Source organism: Enterococcus sp. 22-H-5-01 (assembly GCF_050310005.1).
GTDB classification, from domain to species: Bacteria; Bacillota; Bacilli; order Lactobacillales; family Enterococcaceae; genus Enterococcus_A; species Enterococcus_A hailinensis.
Window position 1 is genome coordinate 1,776,429 of the sequence record NZ_CP189993.1, and the last position, 20,782, is coordinate 1,797,210.

The 20,782-nt window shown below is 36.2% G+C and carries 29 protein-coding genes; 26 read left to right on the forward strand and 3 right to left on the reverse strand.

The window, feature by feature from the left end; genetic code table 11:
- Positions 1 to 6: 6 nt before the first annotated feature.
- Positions 7 to 741 (reverse strand): helix-turn-helix domain-containing protein, encoded by a 735-nt coding sequence (locus tag ACQKTA_RS08990; protein ID WP_427813501.1) that lies wholly within the window; start codon positions 739 to 741, stop codon positions 7 to 9.
- A gap of 124 nt (positions 742 to 865) precedes the next feature.
- On the opposite strand from ACQKTA_RS08990, the gene ACQKTA_RS08995 reads away from it, so the two are divergent.
- The 21 genes from ACQKTA_RS08995 (at position 866) to ACQKTA_RS09095 (ending at position 12,792) form a co-directional block, all read left to right on the forward strand.
- Positions 866 to 1,090, forward strand: coding sequence for a helix-turn-helix transcriptional regulator (locus tag ACQKTA_RS08995; RefSeq protein ID WP_427813502.1), 225 nt, complete (start codon positions 866 to 868; stop codon positions 1,088 to 1,090).
- Between the two features lie 31 nt (positions 1,091 to 1,121).
- Positions 1,122 to 1,394: a hypothetical protein gene (locus ACQKTA_RS09000; protein WP_427813503.1), complete on the forward strand. Its 273-nt coding sequence runs from the start codon at positions 1,122 to 1,124 to the stop codon at positions 1,392 to 1,394.
- 80 nt (positions 1,395 to 1,474) lie between these two features.
- Positions 1,475 to 2,095 carry a BRO-N domain-containing protein gene (locus ACQKTA_RS09005; RefSeq protein ID WP_427813504.1) on the forward strand — a complete coding sequence of 207 codons (621 nt, stop codon included), beginning with the start codon at positions 1,475 to 1,477 and terminating at the stop codon, positions 2,093 to 2,095.
- A gap of 142 nt (positions 2,096 to 2,237) precedes the next feature.
- Positions 2,238 to 2,402 carry a hypothetical protein gene (locus tag ACQKTA_RS09010; RefSeq protein ID WP_427813505.1) on the forward strand — a complete coding sequence of 55 codons (165 nt, stop codon included), beginning with the start codon at positions 2,238 to 2,240 and terminating at the stop codon, positions 2,400 to 2,402.
- Complete coding sequence (locus ACQKTA_RS09015) at positions 2,402 to 2,650, forward strand: hypothetical protein (protein ID WP_427813506.1); 249 nt, start codon at positions 2,402 to 2,404, stop codon at positions 2,648 to 2,650. The genes ACQKTA_RS09010 and ACQKTA_RS09015 overlap by 1 nt, the downstream gene beginning before the upstream one ends.
- Positions 2,643 to 2,849, forward strand: a complete 207-nt coding sequence (locus ACQKTA_RS09020) for a hypothetical protein (protein WP_427813507.1) — start codon at positions 2,643 to 2,645, stop codon at positions 2,847 to 2,849. The genes ACQKTA_RS09015 and ACQKTA_RS09020 overlap by 8 nt, the downstream gene beginning before the upstream one ends.
- The gene (locus ACQKTA_RS09025) at positions 2,846 to 3,751 is read left to right on the forward strand and encodes a primase alpha helix C-terminal domain-containing protein (protein WP_427813508.1); all 906 of its coding nucleotides are present in this window, start codon (positions 2,846 to 2,848) and stop codon (positions 3,749 to 3,751) included. The genes ACQKTA_RS09020 and ACQKTA_RS09025 overlap by 4 nt, the downstream gene beginning before the upstream one ends.
- On the forward strand, positions 3,748 to 5,154 hold the full coding sequence (locus ACQKTA_RS09030; protein ID WP_427813509.1) for a DNA primase family protein: 1,407 nt from the start codon (positions 3,748 to 3,750) through the stop codon (positions 5,152 to 5,154). The genes ACQKTA_RS09025 and ACQKTA_RS09030 overlap by 4 nt, the downstream gene beginning before the upstream one ends.
- Positions 5,155 to 5,426: 272 nt before the next feature.
- Entirely contained in the window at positions 5,427 to 5,834 is a 408-nt protein-coding gene (locus ACQKTA_RS09035; protein ID WP_427813510.1) for a DUF3206 domain-containing protein, read from the forward strand.
- Positions 5,835 to 5,836: 2 nt separating this feature from the next.
- Complete coding sequence (locus ACQKTA_RS09040) at positions 5,837 to 6,106, forward strand: hypothetical protein (RefSeq protein WP_427813511.1); 270 nt, start codon at positions 5,837 to 5,839, stop codon at positions 6,104 to 6,106.
- 32 nt (positions 6,107 to 6,138) lie between these two features.
- Positions 6,139 to 6,276, forward strand: a complete 138-nt coding sequence (locus tag ACQKTA_RS09045) for a hypothetical protein (RefSeq protein WP_427813512.1) — start codon at positions 6,139 to 6,141, stop codon at positions 6,274 to 6,276.
- Positions 6,277 to 6,459: 183 nt separating this feature from the next.
- Complete coding sequence (locus ACQKTA_RS09050; protein WP_427813513.1) at positions 6,460 to 7,071, forward strand: hypothetical protein; 612 nt, start codon at positions 6,460 to 6,462, stop codon at positions 7,069 to 7,071.
- 69 nt (positions 7,072 to 7,140) lie between these two features.
- Positions 7,141 to 8,225, forward strand: a protein-coding gene (locus ACQKTA_RS09055; protein ID WP_427813514.1) for an IS3 family transposase whose coding sequence is annotated in 2 segments (ribosomal slippage) — positions 7,141 to 7,378 and positions 7,378 to 8,225 — 1,086 coding nt in all. Because the reading frame shifts where the segments join, the coding sequence is not laid out codon by codon here.
- Positions 8,226 to 8,424: 199 nt separating this feature from the next.
- On the forward strand, positions 8,425 to 8,751 hold the full coding sequence (locus tag ACQKTA_RS09060; protein ID WP_427813515.1) for a hypothetical protein: 327 nt from the start codon (positions 8,425 to 8,427) through the stop codon (positions 8,749 to 8,751).
- A 514-nt stretch (positions 8,752 to 9,265) separates the two neighbouring features.
- Complete coding sequence (locus tag ACQKTA_RS09065; RefSeq protein WP_427813516.1) at positions 9,266 to 9,538, forward strand: hypothetical protein; 273 nt, start codon at positions 9,266 to 9,268, stop codon at positions 9,536 to 9,538.
- Between the two features lie 17 nt (positions 9,539 to 9,555).
- A complete protein-coding gene (locus tag ACQKTA_RS09070) occupies positions 9,556 to 9,750 on the forward strand; it encodes a cold-shock protein (RefSeq protein WP_427814534.1) in 195 nt (64 codons plus the stop codon).
- 56 nt (positions 9,751 to 9,806) lie between these two features.
- The gene (locus ACQKTA_RS09075) at positions 9,807 to 10,262 is read left to right on the forward strand and encodes a hypothetical protein (protein ID WP_427813517.1); all 456 of its coding nucleotides are present in this window, start codon (positions 9,807 to 9,809) and stop codon (positions 10,260 to 10,262) included.
- Positions 10,262 to 10,399: a hypothetical protein gene (locus tag ACQKTA_RS09080; protein WP_427813518.1), complete on the forward strand. Its 138-nt coding sequence runs from the start codon at positions 10,262 to 10,264 to the stop codon at positions 10,397 to 10,399. The genes ACQKTA_RS09075 and ACQKTA_RS09080 overlap by 1 nt, the downstream gene beginning before the upstream one ends.
- 7 nt (positions 10,400 to 10,406) lie before the next feature.
- Complete coding sequence (locus ACQKTA_RS09085; RefSeq protein WP_427813519.1) at positions 10,407 to 10,850, forward strand: hypothetical protein; 444 nt, start codon at positions 10,407 to 10,409, stop codon at positions 10,848 to 10,850.
- A 202-nt stretch (positions 10,851 to 11,052) separates the two neighbouring features.
- Positions 11,053 to 11,859, forward strand: coding sequence for a hypothetical protein (locus tag ACQKTA_RS09090; protein ID WP_427813520.1), 807 nt, complete (start codon positions 11,053 to 11,055; stop codon positions 11,857 to 11,859).
- Positions 11,860 to 12,045: 186 nt separating this feature from the next.
- Positions 12,046 to 12,792, forward strand: coding sequence for a hypothetical protein (locus tag ACQKTA_RS09095; protein WP_427813521.1), 747 nt, complete (start codon positions 12,046 to 12,048; stop codon positions 12,790 to 12,792).
- A gap of 370 nt (positions 12,793 to 13,162) precedes the next feature.
- On the opposite strand, the gene guaA is transcribed toward ACQKTA_RS09095, so the two are convergent.
- Together guaA and coaA are read right to left on the reverse strand one after the other, a co-directional pair.
- Positions 13,163 to 14,731 carry a glutamine-hydrolyzing GMP synthase gene (gene guaA / locus ACQKTA_RS09100; RefSeq protein ID WP_427813522.1) on the reverse strand — a complete coding sequence of 523 codons (1,569 nt, stop codon included), beginning with the start codon at positions 14,729 to 14,731 and terminating at the stop codon, positions 13,163 to 13,165.
- Positions 14,732 to 14,786: 55 nt separating this feature from the next.
- Positions 14,787 to 15,710, reverse strand: coding sequence for a type I pantothenate kinase (gene coaA, locus ACQKTA_RS09105; RefSeq protein ID WP_332580237.1), 924 nt, complete (start codon positions 15,708 to 15,710; stop codon positions 14,787 to 14,789).
- Between the two features lie 522 nt (positions 15,711 to 16,232).
- Between coaA and ACQKTA_RS09110 the strand changes: the two genes are divergently transcribed.
- From ACQKTA_RS09110 to deoC, 5 genes are all read left to right on the forward strand, one after another.
- On the forward strand, positions 16,233 to 16,814 hold the full coding sequence (locus ACQKTA_RS09110) for an SGNH/GDSL hydrolase family protein (RefSeq protein WP_427813523.1): 582 nt from the start codon (positions 16,233 to 16,235) through the stop codon (positions 16,812 to 16,814).
- 4 nt (positions 16,815 to 16,818) lie between these two features.
- Entirely contained in the window at positions 16,819 to 17,418 is a 600-nt protein-coding gene (locus ACQKTA_RS09115) for a class I SAM-dependent methyltransferase (RefSeq protein WP_427813524.1), read from the forward strand.
- A gap of 153 nt (positions 17,419 to 17,571) precedes the next feature.
- Positions 17,572 to 18,582: a LacI family DNA-binding transcriptional regulator gene (locus ACQKTA_RS09120; protein ID WP_427813525.1), complete on the forward strand. Its 1,011-nt coding sequence runs from the start codon at positions 17,572 to 17,574 to the stop codon at positions 18,580 to 18,582.
- Positions 18,583 to 18,726: 144 nt separating this feature from the next.
- Positions 18,727 to 20,028, forward strand: a complete 1,302-nt coding sequence (locus tag ACQKTA_RS09125) for a pyrimidine-nucleoside phosphorylase (protein ID WP_332580233.1) — start codon at positions 18,727 to 18,729, stop codon at positions 20,026 to 20,028.
- A gap of 64 nt (positions 20,029 to 20,092) precedes the next feature.
- Positions 20,093 to 20,755: a deoxyribose-phosphate aldolase gene (gene deoC / locus ACQKTA_RS09130; protein ID WP_427813526.1), complete on the forward strand. Its 663-nt coding sequence runs from the start codon at positions 20,093 to 20,095 to the stop codon at positions 20,753 to 20,755.
- Positions 20,756 to 20,782: the final 27 nt, after the last annotated feature.

Sequence of the window (20,782 nt, forward strand, 5' to 3'; positions counted from 1 at the left end):
GTTAGATCATAAAAACATAGTAGGTGACTTATTAATCAGTTTTTGAAGATCGTCAATAGCTTGATTTATCATTTCTTCATTATTGTATCTTAAAATATCAACACTGCTTTTTTGATAATTATCTAGTACACTCAAATACTTTCGTTTCAAATCTGATAGAGGTGTCACTCCGTCGGCATTTTTGATTTTTGAATAATCATCTTTATAACGATCTGAATACAGATAAGGTATTGTATTGTAGATATCATCGGTTAAAGATTTGCTTAGTATATCCAAAATATTAGTTTCTATTTGAGTTGGATCAGACCAACGTTTTATCGCTTGCTCCTTTTGCTCATTAAAAAAAATTTCAAGAGTTTTAGAATCCGAAAATTGTTGTTTGAAATATAAAGGAAACAAATCTTTATTTAATTCATTTATAATAAAAGGAATTACAGCATTACTTACCGAAGTATTTTTTTTCAATTCGACTTCTAAATTTTTTAGTAGGATATGAGCGTAATCATCAAGAGATCCGTATAGTATATAATCAACAGTTGTGTTTCCTATCTCAGCAATTTGTTTTAAGCGATCGTTGTTAGGAAGATTTTTTCCTGTCTCCCAGTTACTAACTGTTCCACTTTTAGTTTTGCCATTAGGATCGTAATTATCTAATTTTTTTCCAAACTCAGTCATATTACAGCCTTGATTCAATCGAATATTTCTAATTCTATTGCCCACTTCATGTAGATTTACTTCCAAACTACTCACTCCTTTTTTTAAATTTTACCATCTGAGCAAAGAAATTGAAAGAACTAGTTGTAATAATTTGAACAATATGTTTTAATAGTCTTACAAAGAAATTGAAAGAAATGTTCAGACTATTATGAAAGGGGCAAATTATATTATGAAATATAAAGTTGCTGGTTATCGAAAAATGTTAGGAATGACTCAACAGGAGATGGCAAAAAGTTTTGGGATTTCACTACAAGCATATTTTAAGAAAGAAAATGGCAAAGTCGCATTTTCGGATCAGGAGAAATTACTTTTTAAAGAATTGTTACTTCCGATTTTTCCTAACATAACAATAGATGATATTTTTTTTAACTAGCTTGCAAAGAAATTGAAAGAAGGTGAATGATATGAAACTTGAAGTAGATTTAAGCCCTACTATTGAACAACAATTAACAGAGGTTGCCAAGCATGTATGGGCAGAAACAATGCAACAAGAAATTCAGAGAACAATATTTCCTGAATGGATGGATTTAGAAACGACTTGCGAATATTTACAGGTATCTCGTTCTAATTTATCTAAATTTATTAAAGACTTAGATTTTCCAATTTCTACTATCAATCAGACAAAACGCTGTAACCGAAAAAAAGTAGATGAGTGGATGTCACAATTCGAAAAGTAAAAAAATACTGGGGGCAAGTGGAAGTCGGAGATGTCAAATAATCGTCAGTTACTTGGGATTTATATAGAAAGGATTACTAAATGAAAACAGAAATTTGGAATGGACATACTATAAGATTTGTTGAGAATAAAAACGAATGGTGGGCGATAGCGAAAGATATTGCTGGTGCTTTAGATTATGCAGAAACTAGAAATATGATGAATCTAGTTCCAAGCCAATACACCTCATCGTGCAAATTGGACGATAAGGTACAGAAACGTAGTTACATCATTATTTCTGAATTTGGTATATATAAAGCAGTATTCGGAAGTCATAAGAAAGAAGCAGAAGAATTTCAAGAGTGGGTTTTTAAAGTCATTAAGGAATTACGTGAATCAACAGGACTTGAAGGTTTTCAAGTGTTCCGCATGCTGGATAAAGAACACCAAAAGGAAGCAATGACTAAATTAAGTCACGCTATTACTGAACCGCAACCAAAAGACTACATCAAAGCGAATACGATTGCCAATAAGGCTGTATCAACTATTTATGGTCATTCAAAAATGGTTAAAAAAGAAGATATGACACCTGAAATGTTGGTTGATCGTGAACCTATTTTAGATGAGACGGTAGAATTGATGTCTGTTAAAGAAAAATATGGGTTGCAGTTTTCAGTGAGTGAGAAAATTTACAATCGTTCTGTTGAATTGCAGACAGCTTAGGAGTAAAAAAATGATCGAGAACAAAGAAAAAGCCTTATCCATTAAAAGTCTTGGCGGACTGGATAAAGGCAAACGTATTGGGATAAAACCCGATATTCTTTTGTTCCGATTATAACATATTAAAAAATCGGAGGGAATCATTATGAAACGAAACTTAATTATAGGAAGTATTTTAATCGGCGGAATTTTCGGCTTATTACCAGTAATTGTTAAATTATCCATTTTTACAGGTTTAGCAGTGTATCTATTCTTTAAGTATGACGAATGGTCTTATAACCACGATCATACTATTGGAGGTGCTGAATGATGAGTAAAGATGAATTATTGGAAAAAACCTGCGACCTAACAGTAATTGCCAATCAGATAGGGATTTTAGAGAGACTTTTAGGCAACATTGAATATGCACGATTAACAGGAGACAATTTTTTACTCCACCATCAAATCAATTCTGGTGTATTAAACGATATTGAAGATAGCTTATCCGCCATAAAGAAAGACATTGAGGATGTTTCAAATCAAATCTGTCCCGATTGGGGTGTTTCGGATGATGAGTAAAGATGAATTAATTATGGAAGCCAATTATTTGAACAGCTCTTTAATGGGATTGGATAGTTATATTTATGACCGATTTTCGGGAGTTAATTCAATTACTGTAGATGATATTAGTGGGTTAAGTGGACTAATTGCTGCTATCAAAGCCTTGTCAGAAAAACATGTAGAACACTCTATTCATCGCCTGGAGGGGTCAGAATGATTTATATAGGTAAAGTTAGACCTTCAATCATGGAACCACCAATAGATAAATCACTCATTAATTTTTTTAGATCGTACGAACCTGTTAATGTGACCGTTCCTGATGATGAAGTGGGTCAAAAGAAATTAAAAACGATGGGAATTGATGGGTTTATTGCTGGGGAAATGTCCGCATTGATTCGTAAGAATGAGAATGTGATCAGTCGGGATTGTTTGATACTAGACTTAGATGATGTAATCGTAACAGAATCAGATTTAGTTGGAATGATTCAGCAAAAACTAAAACGATTTGATTATGTGTTATACCCAAGTATCAGTAACGGCTTGAAAGGTGTTCGTTATCGGTTAGTTATTCCGCTAGATAAGCCAGTGAATGAACAAGACTATAAATTGCTGGTTGACTTTTTCACTAACAAGGCTCTTGAAGGGGTGATCCACCATGCGGATAAATCAAACCTAACGTGGTCGCAAATTCAATTGCTGCCAGTAATTACTCAATATACTAAACAGGAACAAATCCTCATTCATGAGGTGAGAAATTTATTTCCTGTAGATGAAGCACTGGAAACTGCTAAACACTGGATAAAGGTTCACAGGTCTGAATCTGGTGGAATAACTTCTCATAGCTTAAAAAACAATACAAGTAAGTTCAAAAAAGGCGGGTCCCGATACCGCAATACTACGACTGAATTATTTGAAAGTTTAGTCACAGGGTGCGAAGAAGGCAACCGTAACAATAGTATTGCACAAATAACTGGTGGGCTTTTAGCTCGTGCAGTTGATGTAGCGGTGGTGTTAGAGCTGGTTAAGGTAGCCAATAGCTACTTTACAGAACCACTATCAGAACAGGAGATTGAAACGACCTTTTATTCAATCGCTAAAAAGGAGTTGAACGCTAATTGAGTGAATTAATTGAATTACAAGACATACAAAAGAAAAAACAGGAACAAGCACAGGATTTACCTAACTGGGTCTATTATGACGAAAATGGAACAATGAAAGTAAATGCTCAATTATTAGGCTATGAAGTCATGAAAGAAGTTCCTATGATTCGAGCCAGTGAATTATCCTTTGGTGCAAGATTCGATAGGTCTATTGGTGCATGGCGCTTAGATAGTTTGAATGATTATTTAGAGGGGTATATCACTAAAAAGTTAGAATCAGTCGGCAAGTGGAGCCAACAAAAACTAAACGAAACCAAGAAATTTATATTCATTAAAATTTATGATAGTTCCATGAAGGAGAACCCGTTTAACAAGAGTAAGCCGTATCTAGCAAACTTTAAAAATGGCACGTACAACATCAAAACGGGAAAACTCAAACCACATGATATAAAGGACTACATTTTACAAAGTCAAGAGTACGCAATTGACCCGGATAATAAATTATATCCGATCAAGACAGTAAGTTGGTTAAGTGATTTAACTGGAGACAAAGACAGTGTACTGTATTTAATGGAAATTATCGGCTATTGCTTCTATCGTAGCTATGCGCCTTTTCAATGTATCACGATTCTACAAGGTAGCGGAGAGAATGGGAAATCGACTTTCTTAACTATGCTAACAAAGATACTCGGTCAAAGTAATGTTAGTAATGTGACGTTGCAAGATTTAGGAAACAAACAAAATCGCTTTGCCAGCAGTAACTTGTTTCAGAAGTTAGCAAATGTATTTGCGGATATTGGAGCAGATTTTATCAAGTCTACAGATTTATTGAAGGCTCTAACTGGTGGTGATCGTTTATCTGCTGAACAAAAAGGGAAAGACGCTTTTATGTTTATCAATTTTGCAAAGCTGATATTTTCTGCTAATGAATTACCACCATTCAGTGATTTTACATTAGGCTGGGATAGACGATTGAATGTGGTTCCGTTTGATTGTGTGATTGATGAAGCCTTTAAACAGACACATGATTTACGAGCAATTGAAGAGGAGATTCCGATATTTACTGTTGAATGTATGCGAGCATTTTATGAAGCGTTCCAACGTGGAGAACTGACCGAATCAGTGAAGATGAAGGAAACAAAAGAAAAGTGGCTGAAAGAATCGAACCATGTTTTGCGGTTTATTGAAGAAATGTGTGACTTAGATGTGGAGTCAAAAGAAGGCGACTCATCGAAAATGGTTTATGAAGAGTATCGAAAGTTTTGTTACAGGGAAAGTCTAAAAGAATTGTCACAACCAAGATTCACCAAACAATTGGAGAAGATGGGTATTTTCAGAAGAAAACAAAGTATCAATGCAACTAGAATGTGGAGATACACTCATCTAAAGCTAAAAAATGAGTACACCCCTATAATAAGTTGATATATATTGGACACTTTGGACAGGATACTAAAATCATTGATATAACAACGTTTGTGAGGATAACATGCAATGAATATCGGGAAAACGCTTGGACACCTAGTTGGACAGGTAAATAAAGTGTCCAAGCAACTGTCCAACGATAAATAGTAAATTCGTTAAAAGAAAGACTATAAAACGTTGATTTAACAGCGTTTATAAGGACGTGTCCAACATGTCCATAAAAAAACAATAAATCACAGGGGTCAGCATATTTTTTACTAAGGAGAGATTAGATGTTAAATATGATTGAAATAAACAAAAAGATTCATTTTGAATATACAAAAGAAATCGGTCAAGTATTAATGAACGCCTTATCGTTTAGCGTAGCACTCAAAACAAAAGACTATTCAACCTTTTCACCTGAAGTATTAGAACAAATGGAGAAGGAAGCTGATTGGTTGTACGAGGTCACTAATTGGTTACAAGCAACGATTATCCAATCGCTACTAAAAAGTGGAAACTATGATAGTGCAGATGAGGTAATCAATGAGTTTAATTGCCTCCTTAATTTATACGATGTAGCTAGAAGTCGGGAGTTCACACCAAGTGAAAATAATTTATTTTTGAACATTCATGATAAGTTCTTAGCTTTGTTGTTATCTGATGATGAATTGATAACCAACTTATTGGGGGAAGAATAATCATGGTAACTAATAGAGAAGAACAAAAAATCGCAATGTATCAAATGCGGTTCACTTTGGAAGAATTGGTTAAGAAGTATATGGCTGGTGTATGTGATGATGAATTATATCTTGAAGCGGGTAGTTTGCATGACGCATTACATGATTTTGAACAATTGCTTAATTTGAATAACCCGAAGTGGATTGATGAGCGGGATAATCGTATTGAGATTGTTGGTGCAGAATCAGTCGCTACATTTAATCAGTTAGTTAAAAAATCAAAGCTAGAATAATTTTGAATTAATCGAAAAAAGGAGACGATAAAATGGACAAAGTATATATTGACGGCAATCAACGATCAGAGGCACTAACACTACCACAGTATGGTGAAGTAAAACTGATTATTAAAGAGGGGAAAGTAGTGCAATACTATACCATAGAATCACATGTATTAAAGAAATAAATTGCTTATAAATGCTGTTTTATCAATGTTTTAAAGGCGTTTATATGGTATAATAGACATAGAATAATAACCGTATCTTACTAGGAAGAACCAGAGGATATAAGAGGTTTGCATAATCGTGTGCAGTCTCTTGTGTCCTCTTTTTTTGTCCGAATTAATTAAAAAATAGACAGGAGAATGAACATGCAGTCATTAAACGAGATTGAGGAGTTACTACAAGGAAAATTAAGCGAGAATGAAAAAGAAATTCAGAAGTATGCGAAAAAGATTCAAAAGGTGGAAGACTCGAAAAAGAAAGCAGATGCTGACTTATTGACTGCAGAAAGTGAAGTGGATGTAGATGAATACAACACAGCAAAAAATGCTATTTGGTCAGCAGACCACGCAAAAGAATTGTATCTGAAACAAGTAGGAAAACTTAAAAAGGCGCCATTAATTTCTCGCAAAGAGTACCAACAGCTATTAGCTGAGATCACTAGAAGCGCAGATAGCGAACATGAAGATCAAAATAATCGTGCTGCTAAACTTATCGCTGAACTGAAAGAAATCTCGGAAGAATCCAGTCAAACTTGGCAACAAGCCAATCAGTTAATGCATTTAGTACAACGTGAAGTATACAAAGAACCTGAAGGCAAAATTCCTGCGATTAGTGGTGGTACAACGTGGTCGTCTGATAAAACATATAACAATAATGAAACGGTTCATGGTTTCTATCAGTTAAAAATTAAAGGAACACCATTGGCTAAGCGTTCAGGTGAAACGGAAGAAAAACGAAATTATCCATCATGGATTTAATTAAAGGGGCTCCTATAATATGATTACGGACAAGTTGTTCGCTATAATCTATTAAAGGAGTTTTTTATTATGCAAACAAAAAATTCAGCTACAAGATATTCACAAGAATTTAGAGAATCCATGATATCTCTGAGTCAGACCGGGCGGTCTGCTAACTCATTGTCTAGAGAATATAACGTGAGCGTCTCAACAATTAGCAAATGGATTCGCCAAGCAGATCCCAATGATAGGGGTATTCTTTCAATAAGAGAACGTGAGTTAGTAAAAGAAAACAAACGATTGAGAGAGGAACTCGACATTTTAAAGCGAGCAGCGGTGCTTCTGGCAAAAAATTAAAGAAGCAAGGGAGAGAGGTCATTTTAAGAATCATTCAGTGTAACTTAGATGCAGGACACCGCATTACCCGAATTTTACAGGTTTTGAATATTTCTAGATCAACTTACTACGATTTTTTGAAGTGGAAGCCGAGCAAATCAGAGCAGAGACGTCAATTTCTTAAGCAACAAGTATTAGATTGTTGGTTAAAACACCCCATGTACGGCTATCCTCGAATAACAAAATACTTTAAAGAAAAGTTAAATCTCTCAATTAGTCGCTATCTTAGTTATCGTCTCATGCGGGAATTAGGAATCAAATCACGAATGGTTCGGAAAATGAAGAAACCGAAAAGCTATACCGAAATCGCTCAGCGGCCTAACTTGATAAAGAAATTAAGAAATAAATCTAGTGTCTTGTTAACAGATATTACCTATATTCCTGTGAAACGTAAATGGGTCTACTTAGCCAGTCTTTATAATCCTGAAACCCGACGGGTTGAAGCACATAAAATAGGAGCTAACATGACAAAAGAGCTCGCTATCAGCGTGATTGATCAACAAATTTTAAAATCATTAGGGACAAAAATAATTCATAGCGATATGGGAAGTCAATACACAAGTGATTTATTCGAAAATAGTTTAATACAGCTAAATATCAAACATTCTTATTCCCGTAAAGGATGTCCTGGAGACAATGCAAGAATTGAGAGCTTTCATTCTATTTTAAAGAGAGAATATGTAAATTTTCAAAGCTTCCAATCACTGGATGAAGCAATCGTGGGAATTGACAGCTATATCCGTTGGTACAATAATGACCGTATTTCATTGGTTTCCTAGCTTATGCCCGTACCGTTTTTAAAATTTATCTAAAAACGGTTATTTAGGCTACTCTTTTTCAGGAAAACTCCAAATAAAATTATAAAAAATAGGTTAAAACGGGGATTTTTGTTTGAATAAAGAAGTATCGTAAATTATTTTGAAAAGTATTCGCCTTTTTGTGTGCGGATTCTTGACATAGGAGCCAGGAGATAAAGTAATGACTAAAAACTATTTAGACTTAGAGAAGATGAGAGAACGAGTGGCAGAGCAAGACAAAAAGAAAACAGAAGAGTTCCACCAATTCCTAAACGGCCTAGCAGACGGGGAGAATAAGAAACAGCAAAAGCTTCAATCGCTAGTAGCTAAAGGAATCGAACAGAAGCAAGCCGAGGCCCAGAAGGCACGTGACGCTGAGATAGACCGAGACAATGCAAGACTCTTAGGTGAGATAGAAGATAGGTATGAGTCCCAGGGTGTCCCGTCAGCAGAAACAAAGAAGAGACACCAAGCGTATAAAAGTATGCTAAACAACCTGAATCTATAAAGGTATCCAATAAGGCTTAGCAATGTAAAGAAGATAAGGTAGTGGATGACTTCAATACATTATGAATAAGCTAACTGATAAAGCAAACCATAGCTTAGCAATCAGAGGCGTGTAACGTTTGAAGTTGTGAGCGTGACCTTAACCAGTCAAGGGAGTCAGAGCCAACGCTAGCGTTCGTCAGTTCAACCGATTAATAAATAAAAAAGAAAAAATATTTTAATGAATAATCTTTGTTTGTTTAATAAAAGAAAAAATAAATAAATAAAAAAAGATTCATCAAAAATAATTTTAAAAAATTTATTTTGAAATCAACTGAGTGAAAGATTAAGGGGGCATACCTCCCCCTCCCGGCTGAGCGCCGTCGTTCACGCAGTCACTGTACATATTTTCTCGCGTCCTATGCCAAAACAGGAAAGAAGGGCTGATATTAGCAATGAAAACGTGCTTAATTTGTGGGAAATCCTTTTCTAATAGCCGAAGCAATTCCTTGTATTGTGGTGAATCATGTAGACGTTTGGCACGAAATAAAAGACGGTCTAACGTTCCTGTACATGAGGATATCGAAGAAAGACACTATGCAGAGAAAGCTAACTCAGATAGTCTAAGCACCTTACAACAGCTCACGTTAATACAAGAAGAACCGTTAGAATACTGGCGGTTGTACAAAGAACAAATTTTAGAATCTGAAAAAGAATTTAATTATAAAGGCCATCACTTTGTCGGTGGCATTGATATTCATGATGAGAACTTTGAATATCTTGTCATTGAGCAACTGGAAAATAAATAGAAAGAAGGAAAATGATGATGCAAAAAGGAACAGTAAAATGGTTTGATAGCCAAAAAGGATATGGATTTATTGCAGGCGAAAGCGGACAAGATTACTTTGTTCATTCTTCAGGCCTCGTTGACCAGAACCAGTTAGAAGAAGGGCAAACGGTTAGCTATACAATCGGCGAAAACAATAAAGGTGGAATCGCCACGAATGTCGTTGTTGAATAACAAAAAGAGGTAGTGGATTTTTTCCGCTACCTTTTATTTAGATAAGGAGGCCTTACATGGATAGCGAGTATAACTTAGAGCGTTACCTGAACATATCTAATTACCTTGAACGTTTAGAGCAAAGAAAACAGCTTATTCAAAAAGAATTGTATCAACGAACATTAGCGACACATTTAACTTATGATGAACTTTCTATCCATGTTCAAGCGCCTAGAATTGATTCTCTTGTGTCAGACTGTTTAGAAGCTTGTGGGTTAATTGATAGGCGTATAATACGCTGGTGTTTTCGTCAGAAGTGTTTCAATCAGTTCTTATCAAGCCTGCCTGTAATCGAACGTGAAAGCCTTATACAAGGACTAGGAAATAGAAGTCTGAATGATCGTGCATTAGATGAAATCAGAGAAATAGAAACCGCAGTAGCGTTTAGATATGGTTACGAGCCACCAGAAGCACCCATTGAATTAAAAGACGATTTGTTTCTCGATATTGGGTTACTAGCGGAGGTGTTGTAGTGACTTTTCGAGCATCAAGAAAGCCTAAATATTATCTAGTTTTATGGGCAGGGTTTATGGAGTATCGGAACGAACTAACCGAGGGAGAAAAGCGCTTAGCTAAAGTATTCTTTAAAGCGTTAGCTTCATTAAGATAAAGAAGATGTGGCACTGTTAGCGGAGAAGTATCTAAAAGGTGAACACAAGACACAATATGTTCCTGAACATGACGGATACATGGGGCGATTGCCAATTACTGATAGTGTTCTGACTGATCGTATGGGTATCAATGTAAAAGAGTATCGAGACGCTCGTATTCGTGCAGAGAATCGTCTTAGAATACAGTTAAAGCAATACGCTGATGAAATAGAAGCTAGCGTTAGGCAAGAACTACCAAGCTATGTGTTACGAATGAATAGTCTGTACTTAAAACGATATGAGATTGGTATGTTTGACCAAGTCAAAGAAGAGATTGTTTTCACTCAAGATAAGTCACAAGCAAAAGTATTTACGTATGAGAGCGAAGAAGGCAGAGGCTTGGCGATAGGATTCAATTTGACCAAAGAAGAACCTGAAACAAGTAGCTTTTATTTAGATGTGAGGGTGTAAGAGTGAATAATGTTATCGCGAGAATGGGCTAGCGAATCAGCAAAGAATAAAAAATAGATTACTGTTATCACTGAGGTCTAAGTCGTAAAGAATACATAAAAAATGATAATAATATGAAGATAAATAGAAATCTCTGGAGATTGTAACCTGCTTTTTTTGTAAATGATATAATGAATTTACATTCAAGGAGGTGAACATCGCTATGAGGAAGTGTTTAGTACTTATTGGGGATTTAAAAGTGGTGACTAAACTTGCCCCAAAAGATTTCAACAACTTGAAATACTGCTTTAACAGCTTCCATGATTTTGAGGATATATATAATCTGAAAAGATTAGTAGATAGGACTTTTAATGATTATCAGAATTATATTTCTCAAGCTCTGGACAATAGTGATTTAGAATTAACAGATTTTTACTTTGAAGCTTTAGATAGAGCTCTAAAATATATATTTTATGCACGTATGTGTTTTGAAAATATCGGTGAAAAGGACACCGGGCTTAAAGAAGTGTTTTCATCTTTGGATCAAACAAACACGACGTACAGAATGTTAAGATTAATGAGAAATTACGCGCAACATCACTCATTACCGTTAAAAAGTGCTGTAGAGAAGTGGAAATACTCGGACGAGAGGCTTACGATAAGTAAGGAAATTTTTATATCGAAAGAAGATTTTTTGAGGAAACGACTAAAAAAATTAGATTGTCAATTTATTGAAAAAAATTATGAAGAAAAAATTTATATTGATGATTTATTTGTGGAAATTCAAGGATTAGTGGAGAAATACTATGTTATGGCTTTTAAGAATCAATATAATAAAGTAAGGTTACAAATAATCGCTGTGGTTCCTAGATACAAACTTGAACTCTTTTCGAGGATTTTAAAAATAGATAAAGTAGGGGTCGCAAAAATTATTAGAAAAGGTCAATATGCACAGGAGAAATTCCATCCAGTCGATAGAGGAATGTTGGAAAAATTCCTTGAATATGCTCAAGAAAAAAAGGATATATAGTATCTTGGAACATTATTCATTTATAATAAGTCATAAATTTCTATAAACGTAAAAATTTAGAAGAAATGTATTTGGCGTTGGTAGCCTGTGAGTGTAAGCGAAACTATATGTTGATAATAGAGACACGTTCAACACGGGCGTGTTTTTTGTTATACTTAACTGTAGAAAAAATCGTGAGGTAAATATATGGGAAAAATATTTTTTGATTTCAATGGTGATTTTCAATGGGCAAGTGTAGCCGCTGTTATAGCTGGTGTAGGAGCAATAATCTCTTTAGTGTTTTCTTTTTTAAGTTATCGAAATACCAAAAAATCAATGTTAATTCAAAAGGAGATGGATCAAAAGAAAATTGATGCTGACATAATTTCAAAGTCTAGAATGTCTTGGATGGATAATGCGAAAAAAATTACTGCACAATTTTTAAATGACTCTTTAAGTTTGTCTGCGCAGTTTGTCATGTTTAATGAAAAAATTTTACAATACAATCAAAATAATAGTGATGCTGTTGCAGCAAAAAAAAGTAGTGAGAACATGTCTTTGCCTAAAAGAAAGAGAGAAGAGGCGCGAGATTATTATTCTCATTGGAAAAATAAAGGATCTGTTATTTTTGATGAAGATATGATAAAAAGAGTAGAAAATATTAATGATCTTTTAAATAGACTTTTTGATAATTACATTATGATTAAATTGAATTTCAGCAATAACACAGAGAACAATAAAATAGTAAGTATAGTATTTTCGATTGAAGAAGAGTTAAGGATTTTTTCACTTAGAAATGGATGGAATCAATTTTCAGAAAAAAAAGAATTGATTAAATCAATTGAGGAAGCAAAGCGAATTCGCGATAATAGCGCGAAGAAAGTGAATGAACTAACTGAAATATTAAGAGATTATTATAAAAAAGAATGGGAAAAAGTAAAATTAGGTAAATAACCCCCCACGGCGTATTGAAGTTTTTTTGAATGCCAATTAGTTGAAAAATAATGATATTTCTTGATGGTTTTATGTTGTTGGTAGTATGTTTATTGCAATGTAATTTGATGCTACAGTATGTGAGTGGACAATTGAACTTATGTGTTAATAATAGAAATACGTCTGTTATGGGCGTGTTTTTTTAGTATAAAAAAAGCATCTATCCAAAAGGATAAATACTTAATTATGCCCCCAAACAAATTGGTAAAAATTAATGCCATTATTAATGCCATATTATAAAAATAGGCACGATTACATGACGAATAATTTATTTTTAATAGCGAATAATCGTCTATAAATCAATGTTTGGTAATGTATGAAATAACTAAAGTTACTCCCACTCAACTGTTGCTGGTGGCTTGCTCGTAATATCATACACGATACGGTTTACGTGTGCGACTTCATTAACGATACGGACAGAGATTTTTTGCAAGACATCCCAAGGAATGCGAGCAAAGTCAGCTGTCATGCCGTCGATAGAAGTAACGGCACGGATACCGATTGTGTAATCATACGTACGGCCATCGCCCATAACACCGACTGAACGGATGCCAGGTAAGACAGTGAAGTATTGCCATACATCGCGGTCAAGACCAGCGTTGGCAATTTCTTCGCGTAGGATCGCATCTGATTCACGGACGATTTCTAATTTATCTTCAGTGATTTCGCCAAGCACACGGATACCTAATCCAGGACCTGGGAATGGTTGGCGCCAAACGATTGAGTCAGGCATGCCAAGTTGTGTTCCTAATTCGCGGACTTCATCTTTAAATAATGTATTTAAAGGTTCGATCAATTCGAATTGCATATCTTCTGGTAAACCACCAACATTGTGGTGCGATTTGATTGTTTGAGCTGTTTCAGTTCCAGATTCGATTACGTCAGTGTAAAGCGTTCCTTGGGCTAAGAATGAAATTCCTTCTTCACCGGCGAGTTTTGTTGCTTCGTCATCAAAAACATACACAAATTCGTTTCCAATGATTTTACGTTTTTTCTCTGGATCAGAAACGCCAGCAAGTTTGTTTAAGAAACGATCTTTAGCATCGACTTTGATGATGTTTAAGCCGAATTTGCCGCCTAATGCTTCCATTACTTGTTCGCCTTCGTCTTTACGTAATAGACCATGGTCCACGAAGATCGATGTCAATTGATCACCGATTGCTTTTTGTAAAAGCACACCGACAACACTTGAGTCAACACCGCCAGAAAGGCCAAGTAAGACTTTTTTGTCGCCGACTTGTTCACGGATTTTAGCTACTTGCATGTCGATGAAGTTATCCATCGTCCAGTCGCCTTTACATTGACAAACATCTAGGGCAAAGTGACGCAACAAGTCATTACCGTATTCTGAATGGCGTACTTCTGCGTGGAATTGGATTCCGTAGAAGTTGCGGTTCGTATCTTGGATCGCTGCGATCGGGCAATCTTTACTTGTACCAACTTTTTCAAAACCGTCAGGAACTTTAGTAACTAAGTCACCATGGCTCATCCAAACAGTTTGTTCTTTAGGTGTATCAGCAAAAAGAACGGCATTATCAGAAAGAACTTCTAATGTTGCTTGTCCGTATTCACGATTTTTGGCAGGTTCAACTTTACCACCTAGGTTATAGGTGATCAATTGCATACCATAACAGATACCAAGAACTGGGATTCCTAATTCGAAGATCTCTGGATCGATCGAGAAGGCACCTTCATCATAGACACTATTTGGTCCACCAGAAAGGATGATTCCTTTAGGATTGATGGCTTTGACTTCTTCAGCAGTGATGCGGTGGCTCATTAGTTCTGAAAAAACACCGAATTCACGGATACGACGAGTGATTAATTGGTTATATTGGCTACCATAATCAAGTACGATAATTTTTTCTACATTTGTTAATTCAGTAGAAATGTTTGTCACAATTATTACCCCTTTTCAAGTTATATTATAAAAGAAAGCAAGCTTTCTTTATAAGCTAGTATTTACGCAAATAAATTTCATCAATGATATGATGCTTTGCCTTGTGCAAGATGATATCAGCTCGGCCTCTGGTTGGCAAGATGTACTCTTCCAGATTCTTTAAATTAACATTTTTCCAAACATCTTGTGCCATTGCAAGGGCTTCTTTGCGGTCGCCAATGGCGTAATCATAATAATAATTATCAGGAACTTTGAAAGCTGTGTCTAATAGAGACTCAAAGCGTTCTAAGTACCATCTTTCGATCATTTTTGGTTCTGCATCGACAAATATCGACAAATCAAAAAAGTCGCTGATATAGATTTGTTGGTTTGCTGGCAGCTGCAAGGTATTGATACCTTCCACGATCAAAATATCGGGCGAATCGATCAGTTCATATTCACCTTCAACGATGTCATATACATCATGGGAATAAGTCGGGATCGGGATATTTTCTTTACCGGATTTGACTTCATTCAAAACATCGATCAAGTTTTCCATGTCGTAACTTTCAGGAAATCCTTTGCGGTCCATAATCCCACGTTCTTCTAAAATCGCATTGGGATACAAAAAACCATCGGTAGTAATCAATTGAACGGTTTGGTGTTTGAACAAACGGCTCAACAATGTCTGTAATAAACGAGCGGTGGTACTTTTTCCGACAGCTACACTACCAGCGATGCCGATAATGAAGGGCGGCATTTTTACATAACGATGTAAAAATAGGCCTTTACTTAATGTCAGAGATTCAAAATCTTTCATGTACAGATGGATCAAGTGACACAATGGAACATAAACATCTGCTACATCTTTCATAGAGATGCGGTCATTCAAACTTTTGATACTATCTAACTCAGCTTGGGTTAACGGGGTGTTTTCCGGGGTATAAAAATCTTGCCAATCATCCCGGGCAATCCGATAATAATTCCCTCTTTCGTTCATAGCAGCCTCCATACTCATATACTAAGTACTCATCTTTAGTTAAAATGAGTTTTTCATCTCGTCTATCCATTCTGTAGGCAAATTCATCGGACTGATTTTGTGCTTTTTAGCCTATCATAATAATTTATGAAAAGTGGAACAGATAGTCGTTGATAACTGCGCTTATTCTAACATAAAAAAGTTCTTCAAAGCGTGCTCACTTCTCAAGAAATCCGAATAATTTCCATTTAAAAAGTACTATCTCTCATTCTATCCGAAAAAAAAGCTAAAAAGCTATCAGAATAGTAGGAGTTTCATCATTTTTTTAGATGAGAGCGGTAAAACTTTTAAGATATTAAGAAATCGGATGAAAGAAATAAAAAGGTCTAGACTAAATTAGAGTAATTGATAAAATTCAATGAGCAGTCTTTCAATTCTATTTAACTGAATGATCGTGACATTTCATGCTATGATAGAGAAGAATTCTTTGCTAAAAAAGATAGTCGAAAATGATTATAAGCAACTAGAAAGTGGGTTGTAGTGATGAAAAAAATTGTTTTGTTTGGAGATAGCTTATTGACCGGCGTAATGAATGGTGAAACCAGTGATATTCTGGATCGCTATATTCTTGATGAACTCAGTGAGATGGGATTTCCAGGCTACCGTTTAATAAAATTAGGCCACAGAGGCGAGACTTCCTCTGATGGATTGAAAAGAATCGACGAAGCGGTGGAAGCAGAAGGTGATTTTGTGGTAATCTCCTTTGGTACGAATGATTCATTGAAACAAAAAAACAGTATCAATCTTTTCGGTGAGAACATCGAGCAAATGCTTCGTTCGTTTGATGCGGCTAAGATTATTTTATTGACACCAGGTTATTTGAATACCAAACTCAGAACAGACGGCGACAATGAGCGCCAACAAATTTTTGCCGAAAGAGCAAAACAAGTGGCAGAAGTAATGGGCGTCGATGTGATCGATCTTTATCACCATATGACCGTCTATCCAGAACCAAACGAGTTTGTCCAAGCCGCAGATGGGATTCATCCTTCGATGGAAGGTTACCATTTCTTAGGGGCATTGATCGCTCGTGACATCAAAGAAAAATTATTAGCAGAAGGGTAAAATTATGGCAAACCATTATTATTCAGAAAATCCTGAAACAGCACATGACCTGCATCAATGGTCGTTTGAACTTGCAGGAAAGACATTCCAATTCGTTACCGACAGTGGCGTTTTTTCCCGAGGGACCGTCGATTATGGTTCTCGTGTTTTGATCGAACATTTTGATGCAACGGAATTACCGGAAGGGACGTTATTAGACGTCGGTTGCGGCTACGGCCCAATTGGCTTAGCGTTGGCTTATCAAACTAAACGCCCGGTCGAAATGATTGATGTTAATAATCGAGCGGTTGAATTGGCGCAAGGAAATGCCAAACGTAATGGCATTGAAGCCGATATTCATCAATCGAATATTTATGAAACATTGAATCAAAAAACATATGCAGCGATTATCAGCAATCCGCCGATCCGTGCAGGAAAAAAAGTTGTGCACCAAATTTTAAGCGAAGCAGCACCGCTGTTAAAAATTGGTGGCAGCTTAACGATCGTGATTCAAAAGAAACAAGGTGCACCTAGTGCCAAAAGTAAAATGGAAGAGGTTTTCGGCAATGCCGAGATCGTCGCCAAAGACAGAGGTTATTATATTATTCGCAGTGTTAAAGAATAAGTCTAGATCCTATCTACTCGATTTTTAGTGGATAGGATTTTTTTATTGCTTAAGATTATTTGTTCATTTTCTAAAAATCCTTTTAATGAAAAAAGCTTTCTTTCTATTTTTGCCTTTGCTACACTTAAAAAAAATGGGGGAAGAAGGGCCAAGATGAAAATTACCATCAAACAAATCGCTGAACTTGCAGGCGTTTCTGTGACGACAGTCTCGCAGATTTTAAATAATAAAGGCAGTCGTTTTAGCGAACAAACACGTAGAAGAGTCATGGAAATCGTAGACGAATACCAATACAAACCCGATTTTTTTGCAGCCAATCTGATCAATCGTCATTCGAAAACCATTGGGATGATCGTGCCAGATGTAACAGATTTCTTCTTTTCCAAAGTGATCGAAGGTGTCGAGCATTACCTGAATCCATTAGGGTATATGATTATTTTATGTAATTCTCGTCATGATATAGAACAAGAGAACCGCTATTTAAATGAACTTTCACATCGTTCAGTCGACGGTATCTTGATGGCTACACCGAATCGATTAGATGCAGATCATGAATTAGGAAGTGAGTTCTATCGTCGTCATCCTATCGTATTGATCGACCGGGGACTAAACGATCGTGACTGGGGTCAATTATTGGTGCAAGAATACGCAGGTGCACAGGAATTATTACGGATGTTAGTAAAAAAAGGTCATCGACATATCGGGATGTTGAAAGAAAGTGCAGGCTATTATCAATTGACGGAACGGGTCAAAGCCTATCAACAAGTTGTTTTTGAATACCAGTTGCCATTTGATGAAAGTTATATTTGTTCGGGCGAACTAACAATTGCAGGTGGTTATCATGCAGCCAAAGAAGTCTTGAAAAACCAAAAAATTACTGCGATTTTTTGTGGGAATGATGAAATGGCAATTGGCTGCTATCAGGCTATTTACGAAGTAGGATTAAAAATTCCAGAAGATATTTCTGTCGTCGGATTTGATGGATTAGAAGTAAGCCAATATATGGTGCCGCCGTTAACAACAGTCTTTCAACCTAGTTTTGAAATCGGCTTCTCTTCAGCCAAATTCTTAGTAGATGCGATTAATTTTCCTTCTCAGCGAATCCCGAATAAAATATTCCAAACCAAATTAATTATTCGTGAGAGTGTGAAAAATATAAAGTAGGGTTGACAACGGGGTTACTACCCGTTATGATAGCAATGGTAGCGCTAACAGAAAGCGCTTCTCTGGTTAGTAAACTGTTTTACTAAAGTGGTTTACCTTTCGCCATTTTGTTGTATAATAAATTTGAAGCATGGAGGAAAACCTATGAGAATGGTAGATTTGATCGAGAAAAAAAGAGATGGTAAAGCCCTATCAAAGGAAGAAATTAATTTCATTATTGAAGGGTATACAGAAGAAAGCATTCCGGACTACCAAATGAGTGCTTTATTGATGGCTATTTTTTATCAAGATATGACGGACGAAGAAATTTCTCAGCTGACATTAGCTATGGCGAATTCAGGTGAGATCATTGATTTGTCTTCAATTGAAGGAATCAAAGTCGACAAACATTCGACAGGTGGTGTGGGCGATACGACAACGATCGTTTTAGCACCGCTAGTTGCGAGTGTGGGAGTTCCAGTTGCCAAAATGTCTGGACGAGGTTTAGGTTTTACAGGTGGAACGCTTGATAAATTTGAATCGATTCCTGGCTTCAAAATTGAATTATCCGAACAAGAATTTATTGATATCGTAAATAAAAGTAAAGTGGCAGTCATCGGTCAGTCAGGGAATTTAGCCCCTGCTGATAAAAAACTCTATGCTTTGCGAGATGTGACTGCGACTGTCGATTCAATTCCGTTGATCGCTAGTTCGATCATGAGTAAAAAAATCGCGGCTGGCGCAGATGCTATCGTATTAGATGTAACAACGGGTGATGGCGCCTTCATGAAAGATATTGAAGATGCTAAACGTTTAGCTAGAACGATGGTTAGGATCGGTAAGTTAGCTGGACGTCAAACAATGGCAGTAATTTCAGATATGTCAGAACCATTAGGTGAAGCTATTGGAAACAGCTTGGAGATTGTCGAAGCCATTGATACATTAAAAGGAAACGGTCCTAAAGATTTAACTGAAATGTGTTATGTCCTAGGAAGTCAGATGGTGGTACTTGCTGGCAAAGCTGATTCATTAGAAGACGCACGAAAGATGTTAGAAGAGGCACTTCATTCTGGTAAAGCACTCGAAAAATTCCGTGAGATGGTTAGAGATCAAGGCGGGGACGAAACTGTTATTGATCATACAGACAAGATTTTGACCGCTAAATACGAAATCGAATTACCCGCAAAATCATCGGGGTATGTGACTAAGTTAGTTGCCAATGAAATCGGAATTGCGGCGATGATTTTAGGTGCTGGCCGAAAAACAAAAGAAGATGCTATCGACCATGCAGTCGGGATCAAGTTACACAAAAAAATCGGAGATCAAGTAACAGAAGGTGAATCTTTACTGACAATCTATGCGAATACGCAAGAAGTTAGCGATGTGGAGAAGTTACTTTATGAGAATATTTCAATTGGAAATGTTCCGAAAGAACCCATTTTGATTCATGATGTTATTACAGAATAGGTAATTAAAACTTTTTTATAACAATAAAAAGTATATTATAATAAAACAAAGTGAGGACTTAGCAATGGAAATCAATCGAATGATCGATCACACGCTCTTAAAAGCAGATGCAACGCAAGAAAATGTCATGAAAATAATCGAAGAAGCAAAAAAATATCGTTTCTATTCGGTTTGTATCAATCCTACTTGGGTATCATTAGCAGCCAAAGAATTACAAGGCGAACCAGTAGCAGTTTGTACAGTGATTGGCTTCCCTCTGGGTGCGACAACAACTGAAATAAAAGCATTTGAAGCAGCAAATGCAATTGAAAACGGCGCAGACGAAGTAGATATGGTTATCAATATTGGTGAATTAAAAGCCGGCAATACTGAAAAAGTTCAAAAAGATATCGAAGCAGTAGTTGCGGCGGCGAAAGATAAAGCGTTAGTTAAAGTGATCATCGAAACATCATTACTAACGGATGAAGAAAAAATAACAGCTTGTGAATTAGCAAAAGCAGCGGGTGCCGATTTTGTAAAAACATCCACTGGTTTCTCAACAGGCGGTGCAACCGTAGAAGATGTTCGTCTAATGCGTGCGACAGTTGGACCTGAAATGGGTGTCAAAGCTTCTGGCGGTGTCCATAATGCTAAAGAAGCGGAAGCAATGATCGAAGCTGGTGCTACACGTTTAGGTGCAAGCTCAGGAGTAGCGATCATGAATGGTCTTACAGGTACTGGCTACTAATCCTTAGATGTAATTAAGCAAAGAAGA

Excerpts from the sequence above, each read along its gene's own strand:
- ACQKTA_RS09125 (WP_332580233.1), top strand. The coding sequence starts at position 18,727 with ATGAGAATGGTAGATTTGATCGAGAAAAAAAGAGATGGTAAAGCCCTA.
- ACQKTA_RS09070 (WP_427814534.1), top strand. The coding sequence starts at position 9,556 with ATGCAAAAAGGAACAGTAAAATGGTTTGATAGCCAAAAAGGATATGGA.
- ACQKTA_RS09050 (WP_427813513.1), top strand. The coding sequence starts at position 6,460 with ATGCAGTCATTAAACGAGATTGAGGAGTTACTACAAGGAAAATTAAGC.
- ACQKTA_RS09025 (WP_427813508.1), top strand. The coding sequence starts at position 2,846 with ATGATTTATATAGGTAAAGTTAGACCTTCAATCATGGAACCACCAATA.
- ACQKTA_RS09035 (WP_427813510.1), top strand. The coding sequence starts at position 5,427 with ATGTTAAATATGATTGAAATAAACAAAAAGATTCATTTTGAATATACA.
- ACQKTA_RS09090 (WP_427813520.1), top strand. The coding sequence starts at position 11,053 with ATGAGGAAGTGTTTAGTACTTATTGGGGATTTAAAAGTGGTGACTAAA.
- ACQKTA_RS09040 (WP_427813511.1), top strand. The coding sequence starts at position 5,837 with ATGGTAACTAATAGAGAAGAACAAAAAATCGCAATGTATCAAATGCGG.
- ACQKTA_RS09115 (WP_427813524.1), top strand. The coding sequence starts at position 16,819 with ATGGCAAACCATTATTATTCAGAAAATCCTGAAACAGCACATGACCTG.
- ACQKTA_RS09075 (WP_427813517.1), top strand. The coding sequence starts at position 9,807 with ATGGATAGCGAGTATAACTTAGAGCGTTACCTGAACATATCTAATTAC.
- ACQKTA_RS09095 (WP_427813521.1), top strand. The coding sequence starts at position 12,046 with ATGGGAAAAATATTTTTTGATTTCAATGGTGATTTTCAATGGGCAAGT.
- deoC (WP_427813526.1), top strand. The coding sequence starts at position 20,093 with ATGGAAATCAATCGAATGATCGATCACACGCTCTTAAAAGCAGATGCA.
- ACQKTA_RS08995 (WP_427813502.1), top strand. The coding sequence starts at position 866 with ATGAAAGGGGCAAATTATATTATGAAATATAAAGTTGCTGGTTATCGA.
- ACQKTA_RS09010 (WP_427813505.1), top strand. The coding sequence starts at position 2,238 with ATGAAACGAAACTTAATTATAGGAAGTATTTTAATCGGCGGAATTTTC.
- ACQKTA_RS09120 (WP_427813525.1), top strand. The coding sequence starts at position 17,572 with ATGAAAATTACCATCAAACAAATCGCTGAACTTGCAGGCGTTTCTGTG.
- ACQKTA_RS09045 (WP_427813512.1), top strand. The coding sequence starts at position 6,139 with ATGGACAAAGTATATATTGACGGCAATCAACGATCAGAGGCACTAACA.
- ACQKTA_RS09060 (WP_427813515.1), top strand. The coding sequence starts at position 8,425 with ATGACTAAAAACTATTTAGACTTAGAGAAGATGAGAGAACGAGTGGCA.
- ACQKTA_RS09000 (WP_427813503.1), top strand. The coding sequence starts at position 1,122 with ATGAAACTTGAAGTAGATTTAAGCCCTACTATTGAACAACAATTAACA.
- coaA (WP_332580237.1), bottom strand. The coding sequence starts at position 15,710 with ATGAACGAAAGAGGGAATTATTATCGGATTGCCCGGGATGATTGGCAA.
- ACQKTA_RS09110 (WP_427813523.1), top strand. The coding sequence starts at position 16,233 with ATGAAAAAAATTGTTTTGTTTGGAGATAGCTTATTGACCGGCGTAATG.
- ACQKTA_RS09015 (WP_427813506.1), top strand. The coding sequence starts at position 2,402 with ATGAGTAAAGATGAATTATTGGAAAAAACCTGCGACCTAACAGTAATT.
- ACQKTA_RS09005 (WP_427813504.1), top strand. The coding sequence starts at position 1,475 with ATGAAAACAGAAATTTGGAATGGACATACTATAAGATTTGTTGAGAAT.
- ACQKTA_RS09020 (WP_427813507.1), top strand. The coding sequence starts at position 2,643 with ATGAGTAAAGATGAATTAATTATGGAAGCCAATTATTTGAACAGCTCT.